The organism is Halorubrum sp. SD612, assembly GCF_002135005.1.
Map to the genome: position 1 here is coordinate 1 of NZ_NEWI01000051.1, position 20,162 is coordinate 20,162.

Genomic DNA, 20,162 nt, shown 5'->3' on the forward strand with positions numbered 1-20,162 from the left:
CCTCGGTCTCGTAGTGTTCGCCCGCGGCCTCGGGGATCTGCGTCCGGCCGACCAGGGTGAGGACGACGATCACGACGACGTACGGGATGGTCTGGACCAGCGTGTCCGGGATCGCGTACCCGAGCTGCTGGAGCCGGATCTGTATCGCGTCGAGGCCGGCGAATAGCGCGCCCGCGCCGAGCGTCCCGAGCGGATTGTAGTTGCCGAACAGGTACGCGACGATGGCGATGAATCCCTTGCCCTGGACCATCGTCTCGCCGGAGCCGACGAACTGCCCGATGGACAGCGCCAGCGCCGAGCCGCCCACTCCGGAGAGGACGCCCGAGAGCAGCACCCCGGCGTAGCGCACCTTCGAGACGGAGACGCCGACCGTGTCGAGCGCCTTCGGGTTCTCGCCCGCCGCGCGGAGGTGTTTGCCGAACGCGGTCTTGTTCAACAGCCACCACGAGCCGGCGGTCGCGAAAACCACCATCGTCGCCGAGTACTGCCACCCGACGCTCACGCCGAGGTTCGGCGTGTTGACGCCGCCGAAGAACACGGTCGACAGGAACGGCGCGAGCCCCAACGCGATGAGCCAGACGGCCAGCCCGGCGATGATCTGGTCGGCCTTGAACTCGATACAGACCACCGCGAACACCGCCGACAGGAACGTCGACGCCGCGATGCCGGCGAGGAACGCGATCGCGAGCGCCGGGACGCCGAGGACGGCGTTGCCCACGCCGACGACCGACGCGGCGTACACCGACACGAACGCCGAGATGATGAGGAGTCCCTCTAGGCCAATGTTGATGACGCCGGACTTCTCGGCGAAGATGCCGCCGAGTCCGGCGAGCACGATGGGCGCCGCGAGCCGCGCCGTCGACGTGGCGGTACTCGTCGAGAAGACGATGCCCGCGAGGTCGCCCGCCACGGAGTCGGGGAACGCGAGCCCGGACACGCCGAGCAGCGCGAGCATTCCGACGGTGCCGGCGATAAGCGAACGGACGTACCCCGACTCGCTCGCGCCTTCGAGGAGCGACGCCGGCGAGAGCGGGTTACGCATCGGCTTCACCCCCGTCGCCGCCGGCGGAGGCATCTGACTCCGCCGACGCCGCGCCGCCCGGGCCGCCCGCGGTCCCCCCGACGCCGGTGTATCGACCGATCATCCGGAAGAACTCCGGCATCGCGACGAACAGGATGATGAGCCCGCGCAGCACGGCGACGAGCTCCGTGGGAACGTCGGTCCGGAAGCCGATCTCCAAGGCGCCGCCCTTCAGGACCCCGAAGAGGAACGCCGCCGGGAGCACGCCGATCGGGTTGTTCCCGGCCAGGATCGAGACGGTGATCCCGTCGAAGCCGAGGTCCGGGATCGAGGCCATCCACCGCCCCTCGGACATCAGCACCCACACCGCGCCGCCGATACCGCCGAGCGCGCCGGACAACGTCATCGCCCGCACGGTCGTGAGATTCGCGTTCACACCGCCGTACTCGGCCGCGGCCGCCTGGACGCCACTCGTCCGGAGGTCGTACCCGAGCGACGTGTGCTCGACGAAGTAGTAGAGCGCGCCGATGAAGGCGATGCCCCCTGCCAGCGCGAGCAGCGCGAAGTCGGTGGACGGGGGGAACAGCACCGACGGGAACTGCGCGTATTCTGGGACGTAGCGGGTGGCGACCACCGAGGAGCCCTCGGCGCGGAACACCTCCAACACGAGCACGTACGCAACGTTCGCGGCGACGAAGTTGAGCATGATCGTCGTGATCACCTCGTTGGCGTCGGCGTACGCCTTGAGCGCGCCGGGTATCGCGCCCCAGAGTCCGCCGCCGACCGCGCCCGCCGCGGTCCCGACGACGATCAGCACGGCACCGGCGACCGGGCCGGCCGGGAGCAGGGGCGCGAGCGCGAGGACCGAGAGGGCGGTCGAGAGCGCCCCGACGACGAGCTGCCCCTGCGTGCCGATGTTGAACAGGCCGGCGCGGAAGGCGACGGCGACGGAGAGCCCGGTGAAGATCAGGAGCGTCGTCTCCGAGAGCGTCAGACCGAACGAGAGGTTGAACGGCGTCCACGCGGGGTTGAACAGCCCGGGGTCGCCGACGGCGAACGGGTACCCGAGCGCGCCGTTGAACAGCACGACGTACACCTCGATCGGGTCGTAACAGAAGCCGATCCCGGTGAGCGGCATCGTCCACGCCGCGGTCGAACACTGCGCGATCCGGCCGGAGACGAGCACGAGCGCGAAGCCGACGACGATCGAGAGGAGGATCGCGGCGACGCTGATGACGAGCCGCTCGGCGACGCTCCGGTCGACGAACGGGGCGACCACGCGGGCGAGGAGGGACTCCGTACGGTCCCCGTCGGGCGCCGAATCGCTCACGCGTCCACCCCCTCGTCGTCGGCCGCCCCGCCGTCGACCTCGTCCGGCGCGCCGCCGGCGTCGTGGATCGCCGCCCGTTCGACCGAGTCGTCGTCGAGCGACTCGCCCGCCATCAGCAGCCCGATCTCCTCTTCGGTCACGCTCGCGGGGTCGACGACTCCGGTGAACTCTCCTTCGTGAATCACCGCGAGCCGGTCGGAGAGCCCCTGTACCTCGTCGAGCTTCGAGGAGACGAGCAGGACCGCCTTCCCCTCGGCGCGCAGTTCGAGCAGCCGGTCGTGGAGGAACTCCGTGGAGCCGATGTCGACGCCGCGGGTGGGGTGGGCGGCGACGACCAGCTCAGGGTCGCGCTCGAACTCCCGCCCGACGATGAACTTCTGCTGGTTCCCTCCCGACAGCGACTCGGCCTCCGCGTCGGCGTCCGGCGGCCGGACGTCGTACTGCTCGATGACGGACTCGGCGTGGTCCTGCGCCGCGCCCCAGTCGAGCCGTCCGCCGCGCGCGAACGGCGGGTCGTGTTGGCTCCCCAGGACCCCGTTTTCGGTGAGGTCGTATGACATCACCAGGCCGCGCTCCTGTCGGTCTTCGGGGATGAACGCCATCCCGCGGTCGATCCGGTCGCGGCGGGTCTGCCCGACCATCGACTCGCCGCGGTAGCGGATCTCCCCGGACGCCGTCTCGCGCAGACCCGTGATCGCCTCGGCGAGCTGTGACTGTCCGTTGCCGTCGACGCCCGCGATCCCCAGGATCTCCCCGCCCCGGAGCTCGAAGGACAGGTCCGAGACCGCCTCGACGCCCCGGTCGTCCTCGACGCACAGGTCGGTCACCTCCAGCACGCGCTCGCCCGTCTCTCGGGGCGACGTGGCGGGGTCCATCAGCACCTCCCGGCCGACCATCATCTCCGCGAGCTCCTCGCGCGTCACGTCGGCCGCGGCGACGGTGCCCACGTTGACCCCGTCGCGGAGGACGGTGATGTCGTCGGCCGCCGACAGCGCCTCGCCGAGCTTGTGCGAGATGAAGATGATCGTCTTCCCCTGTTCGGTGAGCTCTTCGAAGACGCCGTACAGCTCCTCGACCTCCTGCGGCGTCAGCACCGCGGTCGGCTCGTCCATGATGAGCACCTCGGCGCCGCGGTACAGCGCCTTCAGGATCTCGACGCGCTGCTGCTCTCCGACCGAGATGTCCGCGATCGTCGCGTCCGGGTCCACGTCGAAGCCGTACCGCTCGCTCAGTTCGACGACGGCCTCCCGCGCCGCCTCCCTGTCGACGCGGAGTCCGCCCCAAGTCGTCGGCTCGTTGCCTAAGACGACGTTCTCCCACACCGTCATCGGGTCGACGAGCATGAAGTGTTGGTGGATCATGCCGACGCCCGCGTCGATCGCGTCCCGCGGCGAGTCGAACGACCGCGGCTCGCCGTCGAGCCGGACGGTCCCCTCGGTCGGCCGGTAGAGACCGTACAGGACGTTCATCAGCGTGGTCTTGCCGGCCCCGTTCTCGCCGAGGAGGGCGTGGACGCTCCCGCGCTCCACCGCGAGATCGACGTCGTCGTTCGCGACGACCCCGGGGAATCGCTTCGTGATACCGTCCAAGTGGACCGCCGGGTTCATTCACCCGTAACTCCGCGCCGGAGCCTAAAAGCGCCCGGATTCCGAGCTACTGCGCCCGGTCCTGTTCGTCGTCCGACCGGAACGAGGGACACTCCGTCGCCCGACCGGAAGCAAAAAAATTCCGCCGGCGGGGTTCGGTTCCGAGTCGGCGGCGCCGCGTTCAGTTGCTCGTCGTCTCCGGGACCTCGATGTTCCCGGCGATGATCTCGTCGCGCGCGTCGGCCACGGCGGTCGCGATCTCGTCTGGGACCTGGTCGCCGATCTCCTGCCCGTAGACGCACTCGACGCCGTTGGACTCCAAGCCGAGCGCGGTGGTCGACCCGCCCTGGTGATTGTCGTCGATGACGTTCGAGATCGACTCGTACACCGCGGTGTCGACGCGTTTCACCATCGACGCCAGGATGACGTCCGAGAACGACTCGTTGGAGACCGACTGGTCCTGGTCGACGCCGAAGGCGAACCGCCCCTCCTCCTGTGCGGCTTGGAACACGCCGACGCCCGTCGCGCCCGAGGCGTGGTAGACGACGTCCGCGCCGCTCTGGTACATCGACAGCGCCGCCTCCTGCCCGCCGGTGGGGTCGGCGTAGCTGCCGACGTAGCTCGTGGTGACGTCGACGTCGTCGGTCGCGTAGTCGACGCCGGCCTCGAACCCGGCCTGGAACCGGCGGATGACGGGGCTGTCGACGCCGCCGACGAACCCGACGGTCGTCGAGTCCGGGTCCGTCTCGCCGGCGCCGGCCGAGAACTCGGTCTCGGTCAGGCGGCCGGCGAGCACGCCCATCAGGAACGAGCCCTCGTGCTCGCGGAACAGGTAGTTCGCGACGTTCGGTTCGTCGACGACGGTGTCGACGATCATGAAGTCCTGGTCGGGGTACTCGGGCGCGGTCTGCGAGAGCGAGTCGCCCTGATTGAACCCGATCGTACAGACCAGGTCGTAGGCCGGGTCGGTCGAGCCGGCGTACTGCTGCTGGAACTGCTCGAACTCGCCGGCGCCGTCGGGCTCCGACTCGTCGTACGCGATGCCGAACTCCTCTTGCGCCTGGAAGATCCCCTGCTGGGCCGCGTCGTTGAACGAGTTGTCCCCCAGTCCGCCGTCGGAATAGACGATGCCGATCCGCGCCGGCACGTCGCCGTCGCCCCCGTCGCCCCCGTCACCGCTCGGGCCGCCGCTACACCCGGCGAGGCCGACGAGGCCCGCTGCGCTTGCCGCCTTGATGAACCGCCGCCGATCGAAGTCGGATGCCATCTCACTCGTACCCCCGTCGGAACGCGGCATAAATTCGTCGTTCTCGCGGTGTCGAGGTGGCACGTTCGTGGAGAGAAGCGGCCCGATTCCGGGGTATCAGTCGCCCGATCGCCGCCGTCTGATCCACGAACCCGAATCTCTCACGGTTCCGGACGGGGTGACGCGGGGTCGCCGACGCGTCCGCGACGGGGCGTCGGCGGTCGGACCGGCCGGCCCTACGCGTCCGCGACCGCGTCCTCGACCACGGCTTCGACCTCGGCGACGAGGGCGTCGACATCGTCGCTCTCGGCGTACACGCGGACGTACGGCTCGGTGCCGGAGGGCCGAACCAGCGTCCACGAGGCGTCGTCGAACTCCAGGCGGACGCCGTGGTCGGTGTCCACCGCGGCGTCGGGGAATGCGTCCGGCAACGCCGTCGCCAACCGGTCCATCGCCGGCTCCTTCGCGTCGTCGGGACAGGCCACGCTCACCTTTCGGTACGGGCGCTCGGTCACCGGGCCGCGGAGCGCGTTGAGCCCCTCGTCGGCGACGAGGCGCGCGAGCACCGCCGCGGAGGTCACGCCGTCGATCCAGCCGCCGAACGCGACGTGGATGTGCTTCCACGGTTCGGCCGCGAAGACGACGCGCGTGTCAGCGCCCACCTCTCCTGCGGCGCCCGCCTCGCCGACCGTGCCGGCCTCGCCGAGGGCGCCGGCCGCGCTGGCGTCCTCCCGGACCGCGGCGATCCCCTCGTGGAGCGCGCCGAGCCGGACGCGCTCGACGCGCCCGCCGGCGTCGCGGACGCGTTCGTCGATCCGACCGGAGGCGTTCGGCGTCGTCACGACGACGGGGTCAGCGGCGTCGCTCGCGCGGGTGTACCGCTCCGCGAGCACCGCGAGCACCGTGTCCTCGTGGACGACCTCGCCGTCCGCGTCGACGATCACGATCCGGTCGGCGTCGCCGTCGTGACCGATACCGAAGGCGAACCCCTCGGTCTCGTCCGCGTCGCCGTCGCCTCCCGCTCCCCTCCCGTCGTCGGCCGGCCGTCCGGGGTCCTCGACGCCCTCGTTGGCGTCGGCGACGAACGCGCGCAGGTCGGCGAGCGTCTCCGGGGTCGGCTTGCTCCCGCGGCCGGGGAAGTGGCCGTCGACGTTCCCGTTGAGCGTGACCACGTCGGCGCCGAGTTCGCGGAGGACGGTCGGCGTCGCGGGCGCGCTCATCCCGTTGCCGCAGTCGACCGCGACCCGGAGCCCGTCGAGGGGCGCGCCGAACCCCGCAGCGTACTCGCGGACGGCGGCGAGGTAGTCGCCGAGCGGGTCGGTTCGAGTCGGCTCTGTCCACTCGTCCCACGGAGCGACCGGCTCCTCGTCGGCGACCCGCGACTCGACGGCGCGCTCAGCGTCGCGGTCGAACTCCGTCCCGTCGCGGAACAGCTTGATACCGTTGTCCGTCGGCGGATTGTGGGACGCGGTGAGCATCACGCCGTAGCGCCCCCGCGAGGCGTACGCGAGCGCTGGGGTCGGGAGCTGCCCGGCGCGGCGGACGGCGACGCCGCCGGCGGAGAGACCGGCCTCCATCGCGGCCGCGAGCGCCGGGCCGGTCACCCGCCCGTCGCGGGCGAGGACGACCGTCGGCTCGGGCGTCGACGCGGCGGTCGAATCGTCGGTACGCGATCGGATCTCGGCGCCCACGGCCCGCCCGACGGCGAGCGCGAGCGACGGGGTGACGCGGTCCTCGACGCCGCCGCGGATCCCGGCGGTTCCGAACAGGTCCATGTCGCCTACGTCGGCGCGCGGGAGTTAGTAGGCGTCGGTTGCGGGCGCGGGTCGGTCGGCGGCCGGTCGGTCGCGGGCGGGTCGTTTAACAGGCAGCGCGCCGCACCACCGACCGATGACCGACCGCGTTCGAGCGCACGTGTTCGTCTCGGGCCGCGTCCAAGGCGTCTACTACCGGGCGAGCACCCGCGACGCCGCCCGCGAGAAGGGCGTCGACGGCTGGGTGCGGAACCTCGACGACGGCCGGGTCGAGGCCGTCTTCGAGGGTCCGGAGGGAGCCGTTCGCGACATGGTGGCGTGGTGTGAGACCGGGAGCCGGGCCGCCGAGGTCGACGACGTGGACGCCGAGTACGGCGCGCCGGAGGGGGAAGACGGGTTCGAGGTCAGGCGGTGAGCGGGCGTCGGCGCCGCCCGACCGTCTCAGTCGTCGCGCGCCAGCGCGGCGGCGTCGCCGGGGGGCTCCCGGACGCCGAGCTCCTCTAACGCGCGCAACACCACGATCGCCTCAACCACGTCGCGCTCCTCTGTGTAGGGATCGTCGACCGCGTCGAGCGTCGCCTCGGCCTCGGATGCCAGTCGCGTCTCCAGTTCCGTCTGGTCCGTCTCGGCCTTCGTCGCCGACAGCAGCGCCTCGTGGTCCTCGCGGAGGTCGAGGGAGACGTGCGCCGCGTTACACCGCGAGAGCGGGTGCGCGTCCATCTCGACGGCGAGGTCGCTCACGAGGTCCCAGTCGTCGGCGCAGAAGCGGAGCGTCACGGTGCCGACCACGTCGCGCCACGCGATCGGCTCGCCGTTCTCCATGAGCCGGAGCGCCCGCGGCGGCACGGCGATCCGGGTGTGGGTGTCGTCCCGGCCGCACAGGCAACAGGGGGTGTTCTTCAGTCCGGCGTACACGGCGTCACGTACGCGCCGGAGAATGGTGTGCGTTTCGGCGGCGAAGCACTTTCCGCCCGCGCCGGGAGCGCCGTCGCCGAATCGAGGTCACACAAAACACATACGCCGTCGGAGGATCGGAACAGGTGATGAATCGCCCGTCACCCGAACTCCTCGCGGCCCTCTGCCTGTTCGTCGTCGGAGTCGGGGTCGTCACCGGCGCTGTCGCGGGCGCGACGGACCCGGCCCCGGTTACGTACTCGGTGGATCGAACGGACAGCGAAGTCCACCGCTACGCGGACCTCTCCGGGGCGGCGCGGGACGTCGTCGACGCCGGCGCCGATCGCGGTGAAGCCTCGGTCAAGGCTGCCGGCGATCGCGACGAGGTCGCCGTCGACGACCTCCCGTCCGAGTTCCGGTCGGGGGGTTGGAACTTCGTCAGGGACGGCGGCGAACTGGCGTGTTTCTTCTCGACGGACGACGCCGAGTCCGGAGACGTCAGCGTCGCGTTCGCCGACTGCGAGGGGTTCGCCTTCGAATACGAGGACCTCTCCGAACGGGGACAGCGCTTCTTCACGGTGGCGGCGGACTCCGACGACGGCAGCGTCTCGATCTCGAAACCGGTTCCCTCGGGATTGGACGTCGCTCCGGGAGACACCGGGATCGACATCGAGGAGGCTCCCGAGGAGGGAGGCCTGTACTACGTGTTCGCGAACGGTCGCGTGTACGAGTTCAGCGTCTACGGACCGGGGCCGCTCGGCGGGTTCGGCGAACTCATCTACGCCGTTTTCGTGTTCGGCCTCGGTCTCGCCCTCATCGCCGGCAGCGCGTACGGCTATCGGGTCTCGGCGGTCCACGCGCCGGCGGCCGCGGCGGTCGGTGCGAGCGTGTACCTCGTGCCGCCGCTCGTGGAGGCCGCCGGGCTGCTCAGGTGGTCGATACGACTCGACGGGTACACCCCATGGGGGGTCCCGCTCGTGATCGCTCTCGCGGTGGGCGGGGTAGCGTACATCATCCCGGACCTGTACGCGTTCGCGCGAAAGTACGTGTGAGAGCGACGCAGCGGCTGCGCGACGCGGCGGCACGATTTACAAACCGATGAGCCTGCCAGCGCCGCTCATCGATTTGTGAGGCGGTGGCGCGTGCCTCCGAGCGTCCAACGGACGCGAGGAGCACGCGCGAGGGAGTCGGCGGGCCGGAGCGAAGCGGAGGCCGGCCGACGAGGCTGGGGAGGTGTGAGGCTGCGGTGCTGTACGGGGCGGGACTCAAGGGGGCAGTCGCGAGGGCGGCGCAGGCGACGCAAGCACCGCAGGGAGCGAGCAGCGCGAGCGGCCGAGGAGCGCAGCGAGCGTGCGCCGCCCTCGCGGCTGGGGCTTTGGAGGCCTTCATCGACGATTCGCTGTTGGTAGTTTATAAACAAACAGCCTGGGAACGGATGTCTGTTTATAAACGAAATCCACTCCTGCTAACGCACGCTTACGCGTCGCACTCGGCGAGCCACTCCTGGGCCCACTCGTCGATCTCCTCGAAGACGGGGGCGAGCGACTCGCCTTTCGCGGTCAGGCTGTAGTACGTCGCCACCGGCGAGTCCTCCTCTAACCGCCGGTCGACGAACCCGGTCTCTTGGAGGTCGTCGAGCACGCGCGAGAGCGTCCTGGCGTTCGCGTCGGTCTCGCGTTTGAGCTCGTTGAACCGCGCCTCGCCGTTCAGCAGCTCGTGGAGGACGACGAGCCGCCACTGCGAGCCGATCTGCTCGATGGAGTCGACGACGGGGCATGGGGTCTCGGGCGCCGTCGCCTCGCCAGCCGCTTCAGCCCCCGAATCAGTCGTCTCCGCCGCCTCCGCCGCGGAAAGATCCTGTGATGACATCGGTGTTACCTACTAACTCTATTGTCCGGGAAACGATAAATAGGTTACGTCCGTATAGCAGGTTACACGATGTTAGCTGAAACCGCGACGTTACCACTCCAGTTCGACACACCCCTCGCGGGCGAACTCTTCCTGCTCGGCCGGATCCTGTTCGGCGCGACGCTCGCGTTCATGGGGCTCAACCACTTCATGGACCTCGAGACGATGGCCGGCTACGCCGAGTTCAAGGGCCTCCCCGCGCCGCAGTTCTCGGTGATCGCCTCGGGCGCCGTCCTCGTCCTCGGCGGACTCGCCGTCGCCGCGGGCGCGTTCCCGGTCCTCGCCGGGGGCTCGCTCGCGTTCTTCCTCCTCGTCTCCGCCGTGACGATGCACGACTTCTGGTCGGTGGACGACCCCGAAGAGCGGCAGAATGAGATGACGAGCTTCCTGAAGAACGTCTACGGCGCCGGCGCCGCGCTGGCGTTGCTCGCCGTCGGCGGGGCCGCGTGGCCGTACGCGGTCGGCGTCGGGCTGTTCTGAGCGCCGTTCGAACCGACTGACCGAGCCGACCCCCAACCGAATTGTCCGGCGACTGGCGTATCCGCGTTTCGAACCCCCAGTACGACTAACTACTCTCCCGACGACCGATCACGCGGACCATGACCGACGCGCCGCCGACGACGGGACTCCACCACGTCACGAACATCTGTACCGACATCGAGGAGACCGCGGCGTTCTACGAGGACGTGCTCGGCTGGCACACGGTCAAGCGGACGCAGAACTACGACGACCCCGGGACGCCGCACTACTACTTCTCGTCGACTCCGGAGGGCGAGCCGGGCACCAACGTCACCTACTTCGAGTACCCGAACTCGCAGGGGACGCCCGGCCCGGGCGCGAGCCACCACTTCGCGTTCGGCGTCGAGGACGAGGCGACGCTCCGCGAGTGGAGGGAACACCTCGAGGCCCACGACGTCCGCGTCTCCGAGGTGAAAGACCGGACCTACTTCAAGAGCGTCTACTTCACCGACCCCGACGGGCTCGTCTTCGAACTCGCGACGCGAGGGCCGGGAGTCACCCGCGACGAGGACGAGCCCGGCGGCGAGGTCATCGACCCCTTCGAAGCGGGTTACGAGAACTGAGGCACGGGCGCCGCCCGGATTACCCTCCCTCGACGAGCGCCGCGAACTTGTCGAGCGCGCGTCGGCAGACGGGGACGTACGGGGCCGCGACGAGCGGGACTTCGATCACCGCTCGACACCGACCCGGATCCTCCGGATAGCGGTCGACCCGGTGGCCCGTGGCCGGAACCCCGGCGACCCGCCAGTCCCAGCGGAGGCGCGTCGCGGCCGTCACCCGGAACGGAACCCAAGCGTCCGCGACCCGGACCCGTCCGGTCGTCCCGGTCTCGACGTACCGATCGGTGCTCTCCACGCCCCCCACGGACGGGCTCCAGTCGGGCCACCGTCGCGTGTCGCGGAGCGCCGTCGCGGTCCGCTCAGGCGGGGCGTCGATGTCGCGGCCGACCGCGAGCGTCGTCCCCTCTCGGACCACCGCGGTTTCGCTGTCGCGATCGGAATCTCCCAACACGTCGCGTCCTCCAGCGGCGGCGTCCCTCATCGCTGTGATCCTCCGCTCAGATCCGAACGCACATCCGATACCTGGGGCATAAAACAGAGGCAATACGCAATTCGTCCACTTTTTGCGCTATCGTGGCACAGAGCCATATTAATACCTTATATGGTATGAGGACTCATTATCTCTTTCCACGAAGGGTTAATACAGAGGTCCGGGGTATTGGGAGTCAATATGGCAAGCGATCGCGACACCATGAAAGACGTCTCGCACACAGCACCGAACGACACCTCCGCGGACGCGGTCTGGGAACGAGGGCGAGGACCGGTCGAGGAAGAGGAAGAAGAGTAGCGCGAGTCGACCGTTTTCTCTCGTCGGGCCGGCCCGTCCCGGTCTTCGTCGCCGGTCCGACTCGTTGAGCGCGTCCTCTCGCCGCTCAGTACGCTGTTCGACGGGATCACCCGTCGGATGAACGCGTACATCAGCGGCGACGGGAACGTCGAGAAACCTTACACGGAGTGACGGACTACCGGACGGAGCGATCGGCTACCGAACGGAGTCGGGGGCTCGGCCGACCGTCGTTCGTCGCGCTCGCTCGCCCTCCGGTGTCCTCGCCGTCGCCGCGTTCTCGGGGCCGATAACCGCGGGCGTGGCTTTAACCCACGCGCCGGCGGAGGCGCAGGCATGATCGAGGTGTCGGGGCTGCGGAAGACCTACGGTGACTTCGCGGCCGTCGTCGACAGCGACTTCTCCGTCGACGACGGCGAGGTGTTCGGGATCGTCGGCCCGAACGGGGCCGGCAAGACGACGACGCTGAAGGTGATCGCCGGTCTCGTCGAACCGACCGACGGCGAGGTGACCGTCGCCGGGTTCGACGCCTCGGACCCCGAGATGCGTCGCCACCTCGGGTTCCTGCCCGAGGATTCGCCGCTGTACGAGGAGATGACCGCGCGGTCGTACCTCCGCTTCTTCGCCGACCTCTACGACGTACCCCGGGAAGTCGCCGACGAGCGGATCGAGGCCGCGCTCGACCGGTTGGAACTCGACCACCGGGAGCGTCGCCTCGGCGACGTCTCGAAGGGAATGAAACGCAAGGTCGCAATCGCGCGCTCGCTGGTCAACGACCCGGACGTGCTGGTGTACGACGAGCCCGCGTCCGGGCTCGACCCGGTGACGACCAACTCCGTGCTGGCGTTCACCCGCGAACTCCGCGAGACGGGGAAGACCGTCGTCTTCTCCGCGCACAACCTCTACCACGTCGAGTCGGTCTGCGACCGCGTCGTGGTGATGAACGAGGGGCGGATCGTCGCCCGCGGGAGCGTCGACGGGATCCGCGAGCGACACGGCGAGACGACCTACCGCGTGTTCACTGACGTCGAGCCGACCGCGACGCCGCCCCTCGACGACCTCGACGCGACGCCCGAGGAGGTCGGCGACCGGTACCGCACGGCGGTCCCGAGCATGGACGCGGTCGCGGCCGTCCGCGAGGCTGCCGCCGACGCCGGCGGCGAGGTCGTCGACATCCGGAGCCGCGAGCCGAGCTTGGAGGACGTGTTCCTCGACATCGTCGGCCGGCCGATGCCCGGCCGCTACACCGGCGACGGGCTCGACGACGGCGAGGTCGACGGGCAAGAGCCTAACGGGCCGGAAAACGACCGATCGACCGACGGAGCAGAGCGGGAGACGGCGGCGACCGCGACGGAGGCCACCGAGTGACCGACCGGCTGCGTCGCCTCGGTCGACGGCTCGCCGTCGCCGGCCACCGAGTGCTTCGCGTCGCCAAGTGGGAGTCGGCGCGGGCGTCCGGCGGCGTCGACCGCCGGACGCTCGCCGCGGGCGTCGCCCTGCTTCTCGTCGCCGGCGGCGTCGTCGGGGTCGGCGTGGCCACCGGCGTCGCCGGCCTCGACGTCGACCAAGACGTGTACCGGGTCGGCGTCGACGCCGGCTCGCCGTACGCGGAGGCGATCGAGGAGGAAGCGTCGCTGCGACCGGTCCCGGCCGAGACCGCGTCGCTCGGCGACTCCGCCGACGCGGTGGTGGTGACCGTGGTGCGGCCCGGTTCCGTCGACGACGGGGCGATCGATCCGGCGGACGTCGACTCGGTCGTCGTCCGCGCGACCGACACGCGGAAGGGCGAGGCGGCCGCCGCGTCGGTTCGCGAGGCGGTCGAGGCGCACAACGAGCGGCTGCTGCGCGCCGAGCCGAACCGGACCGCGGCGTTCCCGGTCACCGTTACGCTCCGGTACGTCGGCAGGACGACCGGGTTCGACGACGGCGCGACGCTCGGCGGGAGCGACGGCAGTCGGACGGGCGATTCAGGCGGCGGGAGCGCGAGCGACGGGGACGACGGCGGCACCGCGGCCGACGGCGGAACGGACGGCGACGGCACGGAGACGAGCGGTTCCGGGTCGGACGGGGACTCCGCCGGCGACTCCGGTGGGGCCGACTCGGGCGACGGTTCCTCCGGAGACGCGTCGACCGACGGGGAGTCCGGCGGCGGGTCCGCTCCCGACTCGGGAGCGGGCGCAACCGCCGACCCGGGCTCTGATGGCGGCGAGACGGGATCGGACGGGGAGGGCGGCTTCGCGATCCCGTCGATCGGCGGCGGGGCGTTCGGCGCGGACACGACCGGTTCGCCCGCCTCGATCACGGCGCCGTTCCCGTTCACCTCGCTGCTCTTGGCGTTCGTCTTCCTCGTACCGATGAACTTCCTGATACAGGCGTACGGATCCTCTATCCTCGACGAGCGGACGAACCGTCGCGGAGAACCACTGCTCGTCACGCCGCTCGCGCCGGCGGAGATCGTCGCGGGCAAGACGCTTCCGTACGCGGCGGCCGCCGCGGTCGTCACGACCCTCATCGCGCTCGTGATCGGCGGCGGACCGCTCTCCGTGGTGGCGGTGGCGCCCGTCGCGGCGACGTTCCTCGGGGCCACCTTCGTCGGCGCGATGTTCGCGCGGTCGTTCAAGGAACTCACCTTCGTCACGGTTGGCGTGAGCGTCCTCCTGACGACCTACGCGTTCGTCCCGGCCATCTTCACGAACGTGACGCCCGTCGCGCTCGTCTCGCCACTGACCCTCGTTGTCTTCGACCTTCAGGGCGAGGCGGTGTCGGCGGGCCAAGTTCTCTTTTCGACCGCGCCGATGGCGGTCGGGGCGACTCTGCTTTTCGGCCTCGGGCTCGGCGTCTACCGCGAGGAGGACATGTTCTCCCAGAAGCCCGTGACGCGGAAGTTCCTCGACGCGCTCGCGGTCCGGCTCTCGGCGGTGCGGACCGGCGGCGGACCCGGCGGCGTCGGGGGCGCGCTCTTCGACCGCGAGCGGCTCCGCGCGCTCGGTTCGGTCGCGTTCCTCACCGCCTGTACGATTCCCTTCGTGTTCGTCGCGGAGCTTCTGGCCGTCGCGGTGCTGTTCGCGCTGCCGGTCACCGTGTCGATCCCGGTGTTGCTCGTGACGATCGCGTTCATCGAGGAGGTCGCGAAGAGCGTCGCCCTGTACGCCGGGTTCGAGCGCGGCGTCTTCGAGCGGAGCGACCGCGTCGCGCTCGCGGTCGGCGTCGCGTCCGGGACCGGCTTCTTCCTCGCGGAGAAGGCCACGGCGGTCGTCCAAGCGGTCGGGCTCACCGAGCTCTTCCTCGGCCGCGCCGCGTTCGCCGACGTGGCCGGGCTCTCCGGGCTGCCGCCGATCGCGCTCGTGGCGCTGTTCTTCGCCCCGCTCGTCCTCCACGTGACCGCGACGAGCGCGGCCAGCCTCGGCGCGAGGAGGGGCCGGACCGCCTACGCCCTGACGCTGACGCTGGCCACGCTGGGGCACGCCGCGTACAACGTCGGGGTGGTGAGCCTTGGATAGCCGCGTGACGATCGCCGGCCGGGAGCTCGCGGGGCTCCGCGCCGAGAAGACGATCCTGTTGGCGATCGGGATCCAGCTGTTCATCGCCGCGTTCTCGTCGTTCCTCGTCGTCGGGCTCGTCTCGATGTACGACCCGGGCGCGCTCGACGGCGCGCAGATCGAAGTCGCGGCCGCGGGCGACGCGGTCGACGACCTAGAGCGCGCCGCGAGCGAGGTCCCCGGCGCCTCGGTCACGCCCTACGACGACGCTGACGCCGCGCGAAGCGCCTTCGAGCGGAACGCGGCCGACGTGGTGGTGGTCGCAACTCGCACGGAGTCGGGGCGGGTGTCTGCCGCCGTCACCGCCCCGGACGCCACCGTTGAGACGACCGTGATCGTGGTACAGCTGCGCGAGCTGCTGCGAACCTACGAGCTGAACGAGCGTGAGCGCCGCGCCTCGTACCTGGAGGAGTCGCCGCTGCCCCTGCCCGACCGGAGCGACACTAGCCCGTACTTCACCTTCACTTACACCGTGTTGATCCCGCTCTTAGTCTTCCTCCCGGTGTTCATCTCGGGCTCGCTCGTCGTCGACTCGATCACCGAGGAGTTGGATCAAGGGACCATGGAGCTGCTCCGGGTCGCGCCCGTGACGCTCGCCGAGATCGTCGACGGGAAGGCGGCCGCGGCGATCGGGATCGCCCCCGCGCAGGCGCTGCTGTGGCTCCTGCTGTTGGAGGCGAACGGCACCGCGGTCGCGAACGTCGGCCCGATCTTGGCGCTGATGACCGCGCTGACGACGCTGGTCGTCGCCGTCGCGGTGGGCATCGCGGCGGTCGCGCCCGACCGGCGGGCGGCGCAGCTGCTCTACTCGGTCGCGGTCCTCGTGCTGTTCGGCGGCGCGACGGCGATGGCGGGCGGCCCCGCGAACGCGGTCGCCAGATTGGCGATCGACAGCGCGGGCGCGACGACGGGCGTCCTCGTGGTTGCGTACGCCGCCATCGCCGCGGCGGCGTACCTCGGCGTCCGCCGCGTCGTCTCGGTCGACGGGCTCGGACGCTGAGGGGGCGGATCGCTTCGGGCTCGGCCCGTTGTGCGGCCCGCCCCCCGAATCGATCAGTCGGCGAAGTGATCGCCGAACCGCTTCGCTGTCGGGAGCCGCCAGCCGCGGGCGACGGCGACGAGTCGGAGGCCGACCGTCACCGCCGCGCACGCCGCAGCGGCCAGTCCCGCGGGCCCGCCGAGCGTGCCGACGGCCCAGTACGTCGCGCCGCCCAACACGGCGCAGCTCGCGTAGAAGTCTTCGAAGAGGATGAACGGCGAGCGGTCGAGGAGGATGTCGGCGAGCGCGCCGCCGCCGACGGCGTTTATCGTCGCGACGGCGACGACGCCGAACGCGGACACCCCGGCGTCCGTCGCGACGATGGCGCCGGCGGTGGCGAACGCGGCGAGCCCGACCGCGTCCGCGACGAGCGTCACCGGGTGCTCGTCGGGCGAGGCGAGCCACGCGCTCAGGCCGACGGCGAGGGCGACGCCGATCAGCCCTAGGAGTATCTCCGTCGGCGAGCGCAGCGCGAGGGGGACGCGCGCGACGAGGAGGTCGCGGGTGACGCCGCCGGCGAACGCCATCGCCAGCCCGACGACGGCGACGCCGAAGAGGTCGAACTCCTCGCGGACCGCCTTGCTCGCGCCGACCAGCGCGAACGCGACGAGCCCGACCGTGTTCATCACCGCGAACGGGTCGCCGAAGAGGACCGCGAGAGCGCCGCCCGTCATCCGCCGAACGCCCCGAGGCTGGACTGGAGTTCGCGCTCCGGGACGGCGTCGGTCAGCTCGTAGCCGACGAGGTCGCGCGCGTCGACGGCGTACGTGGAGCCGCCGCGGTCGAGTACGATCACCCGCCCCTTCCAGCCGCGGACGGTCCCCGCCGCCATCGTCTCGGCGACGGGCCGGTCGTCGAGGCCGAGCCCGTAGTCGAAGTCGAACCGCGCTATCGGATCGAACCGGTCGAGGAGCGCCTCCCACGCCGCCTCGTCGACCGCGCGCCCGAACCCGTCGAGCTTCGTCGGGACGCGGACGCGGTCGACGAGGTCGTCCCCGGCGGCCAGTTCCGCCTCGACCTCGCGCGCGATCCGGCCGTTCGGGAACGTCCGGATGTGGGCCGCGCGGTCCGCGCCCTGCTCCCGGAGGCGGGTCCCGAGCCGCCACTCGCGGGTGACGCCGACCTTCAGTACGTCCGGCGCGAACGCCGCGAGGTACATCGCGTGCGTCTCGTGGCAGTCCATCTCGTCTTTCAGACACGTCCCGGTACACCGGGCACACACCCAGACCCCCGAGTGGTCGTCGCAGTACGGTGCGTCCGCGGCGTCGCAGGCGACGTGGTCGCCATCGTGGACCGTTCCCGCGCAGCGGCGCTCGCCGAGCCCGAACGCGAGTTCGGTGCCCGGGCTCGCGTCCACGTACTCGACGCTCCCGCCGCTCGCGACGTAGAGTCCGCCGCCGATCGGGCCGCTCGTCTCGACCGTCTGAGTGCCGTCCGCCCCCGGCTCGGCCGAGTCGCGCGCGACGTCCGTCTCGTAGCCGACGACCTGCACGCCGAGCGGTACGCGAAGCCGAGGCTTATGAGCTTCGTCGGGCCCGATACCCCCTCGAATCGGATTTTATAAGTGAACTCGGCGTCGCCTCTCGGGCATGCGCACGGCAGCCCTCCCCCCCGTCGTCGCCGCGGTCGTCGCGCTCGCGGTCAGCGGCATCAGGCGCCTCGCGCCGATACTGCTCGAGTCGTCGGTCTCGCTGCCGTCGACCGAGGCGCTCTCGACGTACCTCCTGAGCGCCCGGTTCACGGCGTTTTTGCTGGTGTACGGGCTCCTGTTCGGCGTCGCTTTCCTCGCAGGACTGCGCGACGCGGACGCCTCCGCGGCGTCGACCGCGCTGGCGACGGGCGCGAGCGCGACCGCCGCGTTCCTGCTCGGCTCGGCCGCCGTCCTCTGGTACCTCGGTCCGGAGCGCGGCCCGGTCGCCACCGCCGTCTTCGCCCTCGGCGCGAGCCTCGGCGTCGGGATCCAGTTCGCGGTCGTCGCGTACGCCGGGGTCGCGCTCGGCGAGAGCCGCGGCGACGGGCCGATCTCGACGCGCCCCTGACCCTACTCGTCCGCCTCGCCCGCCGCGCCGCCGTGGACCGCGGCGTCGACCGCGGCCGCCAAGCGCTCGCGCGTCCGGTGGCTGGCCTCCGCGTCCGTGTCGACCTCGATCAGGTGCGAGCCCGTCGCCTCGTGGGCCCGGCTGACGGCGGCGGCGAGGTCCTCACCGACGACATCCGCGCGCTCCGCAGGGGTGTCGCCGCGGTCGGCGTGCGCGTCGGGCCGGGCATCGATCCGGACGTGTTCGAGGCCGTGGAGCTCCGCAAGCGACCCGAAGTCGAGCCCGTGCGGCGTCTTGAACGACTCGGTGAACGGCGGCTCGAACTCCTCGATCGGGAGCTTGTGAAAGATGCCGCCGCCGTCGTTGTTGACCGCGACGACCGTGACGTCGACGTCGCACCGGTCGACCGCGAGCAGCCCGTTCGAGTCGTGGTAGAGGGCGAGGTCGCCGACGACGAGCGTGAGGTCGTCGGTCGTCCCGCTCCCCGCGCCGAGCGCGCTGGAGACGATCCCGTCGATGCCGGAGACGCCGCGGTTACCGAGCGCGGTGACGTTCGCGGTCGTCGGCCCGACGAACCGGTCAAGGTCGCGGACGGGCATCGAGTTGGAGACGAACAGCGTCGCCGGGTCGGGGAGCGCGTCCGCGACCGCGCGGAGCGCGTCGCCCTCGTGGAACCCGGCGTCGGTCTCGACGGCCGTCGCGTCCGGGCCGTCCTCGCCGACAGCGTCCGCCTCGCGGGCGTGGACCGCCTCGGCGACCCGGTCCGCGTCCTCCCACTGCGCGCGCCAGTCCGGGTCCCCGCTTCCGCCCGCGACGAGCCGGGAGAGACGGGCGCAGAGCCGACTCGGCTCGGCGACGACGAGGTCGGTGGCGGCGAACTCGGCCTCGCGCCAGCGCCCAGCGGGGTCGACCTGATACTGGTCGGCGCCCGTCCCGGCGAGGTACTTCCGGAGCCGCTTCGAGGTCGGCGAGGCGCCGAGGCGGACGACGAGGTCGGGGTCGGCCCAGCCGTCGGAGCCGGCGCCCTCGTCCCCGTCGCCCGCGAGGTCGGCCGAGAGGTACGCGTCGTAGCCCCCGATGACGGGCGCGACGCGGGTGTGTCCGCCGTACCGGAGCCCGGAGAGCGGGTCGGCCAGCACGGGGAACCCGGTCGCGTGCGCGAGCGCCGTGACGGCCTCCGGATCGATCCCCGGCGGGTCGGCGGGGCCGGCGACGATCAGGCCGCGGTCCGCCTCGCTCAGCTCGGTCGCGAGCGCGCGCAGCTCGTCGTCGCCCGGCTCGGGCGCGCCGCGGGTCACGTCGACGTAGGGGCCGTCGCGTCCGCGCTCCGCCGCCTCGGGGAGGTCGTCGGGCACGTCGCCCGGGACCGGCGTCGGCTCCAGCGGCTTTTTAAACGGAACGTTGAGGTGGACCGGCCCCTGGTCGGCGCCCTCGGCGGCCGCGACGGCGCGGGCGACGGTGGTGCGGAGCGAGCGGAGCGCCCGGTCGTTCGCGGCCGGCTCGGGAAGGTCCTTATAAAAGCGCACGGCGTCGCCGTACAGCTTCTCCTGGTCCGCGGTCTGGTTCGCGCCGGAGTCGCGCAGCTCCGGCGGCCGGTCCGCGGTGAGCGCGAGCAGCGGGACGCGCGCGTTGTCGGCCTCCATCACGGCCGGGTGGTAGTTGGCGGCGGCGGTGCCGGAGGTACAGATCAGCGGCGTCACGCGGCCGGTCCGACGGGCCCGTCCGAGCGCGAAGTACGCGGCGGAGCGCTCGTCCAACTGCGAGAACACCGTGAGTTCCTCGTGACCCGCGGCGGCGACGGTCAGCGGCGTCGAGCGGCTGCCCGGCGAGGCGACGACGGCGTCGACGCCCGCGGCGACGAGCTCGTCGACGAGCGCGTCCGCCCACAGGACGTTCCGGTTCGGCGCGGTCATTGCCGTCGCTTCGGGCCCCGAGGTAAATAC

The 20,162-nt window shown here is 71.2% G+C and carries 19 protein-coding genes; 8 read left to right on the plus strand and 11 right to left on the minus strand.

What is annotated here, in order from left to right:
• The 5 genes from B9G38_RS07715 to B9G38_RS07735 form a co-directional block, all read right to left on the minus strand.
• Positions 1-1,042: ABC transporter permease (locus B9G38_RS07715; protein ID WP_086219999.1), on the minus strand; the 1,042-nt coding region annotated here is incomplete at its 3' end.
• Positions 1,035-2,351, minus strand: coding sequence for an ABC transporter permease (locus tag B9G38_RS07720; protein WP_086220000.1), 1,317 nt, complete (start codon positions 2,349-2,351; stop codon positions 1,035-1,037). The genes B9G38_RS07720 and B9G38_RS07715, both read right to left, overlap by 8 nt.
• Complete coding sequence (locus B9G38_RS07725) at positions 2,348-3,958, minus strand: ABC transporter ATP-binding protein (RefSeq protein WP_086220001.1); 1,611 nt, start codon at positions 3,956-3,958, stop codon at positions 2,348-2,350. Before B9G38_RS07725 ends, B9G38_RS07720 begins: the two co-directional genes overlap by 4 nt.
• 160 nt (positions 3,959-4,118) lie before the next feature.
• Positions 4,119-5,204, minus strand: coding sequence for a BMP family protein (locus tag B9G38_RS07730; protein ID WP_086220002.1), 1,086 nt, complete (start codon positions 5,202-5,204; stop codon positions 4,119-4,121).
• Between the two features lie 215 nt (positions 5,205-5,419).
• Positions 5,420-6,958, minus strand: coding sequence for a phosphomannomutase (locus tag B9G38_RS07735; protein ID WP_086215895.1), 1,539 nt, complete (start codon positions 6,956-6,958; stop codon positions 5,420-5,422).
• Positions 6,959-7,073: 115 nt separating this feature from the next.
• Here B9G38_RS07735 and B9G38_RS07740 point away from each other — a divergent pair, with 115 nt between their 5' ends.
• Positions 7,074-7,352 (plus strand): acylphosphatase, encoded by a 279-nt coding sequence (locus B9G38_RS07740; RefSeq protein WP_086220003.1) that lies wholly within the window; start codon positions 7,074-7,076, stop codon positions 7,350-7,352.
• A gap of 26 nt (positions 7,353-7,378) precedes the next feature.
• Here B9G38_RS07740 and B9G38_RS07745 read toward each other — a convergent pair whose 3' ends face one another.
• Positions 7,379-7,852 (minus strand): hypothetical protein, encoded by a 474-nt coding sequence (locus tag B9G38_RS07745; RefSeq protein ID WP_086215896.1) that lies wholly within the window; start codon positions 7,850-7,852, stop codon positions 7,379-7,381.
• Between the two features lie 128 nt (positions 7,853-7,980).
• Between B9G38_RS07745 and B9G38_RS07750 the strand changes: the two genes are divergently transcribed.
• On the plus strand, positions 7,981-8,883 hold the full coding sequence (locus tag B9G38_RS07750; RefSeq protein WP_086220004.1) for a hypothetical protein: 903 nt from the start codon (positions 7,981-7,983) through the stop codon (positions 8,881-8,883).
• 424 nt (positions 8,884-9,307) lie between these two features.
• Here B9G38_RS07750 and B9G38_RS07755 read toward each other — a convergent pair whose 3' ends face one another.
• Positions 9,308-9,700, minus strand: coding sequence for a helix-turn-helix domain-containing protein (locus tag B9G38_RS07755; RefSeq protein WP_086220005.1), 393 nt, complete (start codon positions 9,698-9,700; stop codon positions 9,308-9,310).
• Between the two features lie 69 nt (positions 9,701-9,769).
• On the opposite strand from B9G38_RS07755, the gene B9G38_RS07760 reads away from it, so the two are divergent.
• Positions 9,770-10,219 (plus strand): DoxX family protein, encoded by a 450-nt coding sequence (locus B9G38_RS07760; RefSeq protein WP_086220006.1) that lies wholly within the window; start codon positions 9,770-9,772, stop codon positions 10,217-10,219.
• A 119-nt stretch (positions 10,220-10,338) separates the two neighbouring features.
• Positions 10,339-10,821 carry a VOC family protein gene (locus B9G38_RS07765; protein ID WP_086216626.1) on the plus strand — a complete coding sequence of 161 codons (483 nt, stop codon included), beginning with the start codon at positions 10,339-10,341 and terminating at the stop codon, positions 10,819-10,821.
• Between the two features lie 19 nt (positions 10,822-10,840).
• Here the strand turns inward: B9G38_RS07765 and B9G38_RS07770 are convergent, their stop codons facing one another.
• Complete coding sequence (locus B9G38_RS07770; RefSeq protein ID WP_086220007.1) at positions 10,841-11,299, minus strand: SRPBCC family protein; 459 nt, start codon at positions 11,297-11,299, stop codon at positions 10,841-10,843.
• Between the two features lie 639 nt (positions 11,300-11,938).
• Here B9G38_RS07770 and B9G38_RS07775 point away from each other — a divergent pair.
• From B9G38_RS07775 to B9G38_RS07785, 3 genes are read left to right on the plus strand one after another with little or no spacing between them, the layout of a single operon-like run.
• Complete coding sequence (locus B9G38_RS07775) at positions 11,939-12,970, plus strand: ABC transporter ATP-binding protein (RefSeq protein WP_086220008.1); 1,032 nt, start codon at positions 11,939-11,941, stop codon at positions 12,968-12,970.
• Complete coding sequence (locus B9G38_RS07780) at positions 12,967-15,102, plus strand: PrsW family intramembrane metalloprotease (RefSeq protein WP_086220009.1); 2,136 nt, start codon at positions 12,967-12,969, stop codon at positions 15,100-15,102. The genes B9G38_RS07775 and B9G38_RS07780 overlap by 4 nt, the downstream gene beginning before the upstream one ends.
• Positions 15,095-16,141: an ABC transporter permease gene (locus B9G38_RS07785; RefSeq protein ID WP_086220010.1), complete on the plus strand. Its 1,047-nt coding sequence runs from the start codon at positions 15,095-15,097 to the stop codon at positions 16,139-16,141. Before B9G38_RS07780 ends, B9G38_RS07785 begins: the two co-directional genes overlap by 8 nt.
• A gap of 53 nt (positions 16,142-16,194) precedes the next feature.
• Here the strand turns inward: B9G38_RS07785 and B9G38_RS07790 are convergent, their stop codons facing one another.
• The gene (locus B9G38_RS07790; protein WP_086220011.1) at positions 16,195-16,854 is read right to left on the minus strand and encodes a trimeric intracellular cation channel family protein; all 660 of its coding nucleotides are present in this window, start codon (positions 16,852-16,854) and stop codon (positions 16,195-16,197) included.
• A complete protein-coding gene (locus B9G38_RS07795; RefSeq protein WP_198945666.1) occupies positions 16,851-17,672 on the minus strand; it encodes a DUF2797 domain-containing protein in 822 nt (273 codons plus the stop codon). The genes B9G38_RS07790 and B9G38_RS07795 overlap by 4 nt, the downstream gene beginning before the upstream one ends.
• A gap of 97 nt (positions 17,673-17,769) precedes the next feature.
• On the opposite strand from B9G38_RS07795, the gene B9G38_RS07800 reads away from it, so the two are divergent.
• The gene (locus tag B9G38_RS07800; RefSeq protein ID WP_049929660.1) at positions 17,770-18,219 is read left to right on the plus strand and encodes a hypothetical protein; all 450 of its coding nucleotides are present in this window, start codon (positions 17,770-17,772) and stop codon (positions 18,217-18,219) included.
• A gap of 2 nt (positions 18,220-18,221) precedes the next feature.
• Here the strand turns inward: B9G38_RS07800 and menD are convergent, their stop codons facing one another.
• Positions 18,222-20,132 carry a 2-succinyl-5-enolpyruvyl-6-hydroxy-3-cyclohexene-1-carboxylic-acid synthase gene (menD, locus tag B9G38_RS07805; RefSeq protein ID WP_086220012.1) on the minus strand — a complete coding sequence of 637 codons (1,911 nt, stop codon included), beginning with the start codon at positions 20,130-20,132 and terminating at the stop codon, positions 18,222-18,224.
• Positions 20,133-20,162 lie beyond the last annotated feature (30 nt).

What these genes read in the sequence shown, in the direction of transcription:
- B9G38_RS07725 (WP_086220001.1), bottom strand. Translation starts at nt 3,958, where the DNA reads ATGAACCCGGCGGTCCACTTGGACGGTATCACGAAGCGATTCCCCGGG.
- B9G38_RS07730 (WP_086220002.1), bottom strand. Translation starts at nt 5,204, where the DNA reads ATGGCATCCGACTTCGATCGGCGGCGGTTCATCAAGGCGGCAAGCGCA.
- B9G38_RS07735 (WP_086215895.1), bottom strand. Translation starts at nt 6,958, where the DNA reads ATGGACCTGTTCGGAACCGCCGGGATCCGCGGCGGCGTCGAGGACCGC.
- B9G38_RS07740 (WP_086220003.1), top strand. Translation starts at nt 7,074, where the DNA reads ATGACCGACCGCGTTCGAGCGCACGTGTTCGTCTCGGGCCGCGTCCAA.
- B9G38_RS07750 (WP_086220004.1), top strand. Translation starts at nt 7,981, where the DNA reads ATGAATCGCCCGTCACCCGAACTCCTCGCGGCCCTCTGCCTGTTCGTC.
- B9G38_RS07755 (WP_086220005.1), bottom strand. Translation starts at nt 9,700, where the DNA reads ATGTCATCACAGGATCTTTCCGCGGCGGAGGCGGCGGAGACGACTGAT.
- B9G38_RS07760 (WP_086220006.1), top strand. Translation starts at nt 9,770, where the DNA reads ATGTTAGCTGAAACCGCGACGTTACCACTCCAGTTCGACACACCCCTC.
- B9G38_RS07765 (WP_086216626.1), top strand. Translation starts at nt 10,339, where the DNA reads ATGACCGACGCGCCGCCGACGACGGGACTCCACCACGTCACGAACATC.
- B9G38_RS07770 (WP_086220007.1), bottom strand. Translation starts at nt 11,299, where the DNA reads ATGAGGGACGCCGCCGCTGGAGGACGCGACGTGTTGGGAGATTCCGAT.
- B9G38_RS07775 (WP_086220008.1), top strand. Translation starts at nt 11,939, where the DNA reads ATGATCGAGGTGTCGGGGCTGCGGAAGACCTACGGTGACTTCGCGGCC.
- B9G38_RS07790 (WP_086220011.1), bottom strand. Translation starts at nt 16,854, where the DNA reads ATGACGGGCGGCGCTCTCGCGGTCCTCTTCGGCGACCCGTTCGCGGTG.
- B9G38_RS07800 (WP_049929660.1), top strand. Translation starts at nt 17,770, where the DNA reads ATGCGCACGGCAGCCCTCCCCCCCGTCGTCGCCGCGGTCGTCGCGCTC.
- menD (WP_086220012.1), bottom strand. Translation starts at nt 20,132, where the DNA reads ATGACCGCGCCGAACCGGAACGTCCTGTGGGCGGACGCGCTCGTCGAC.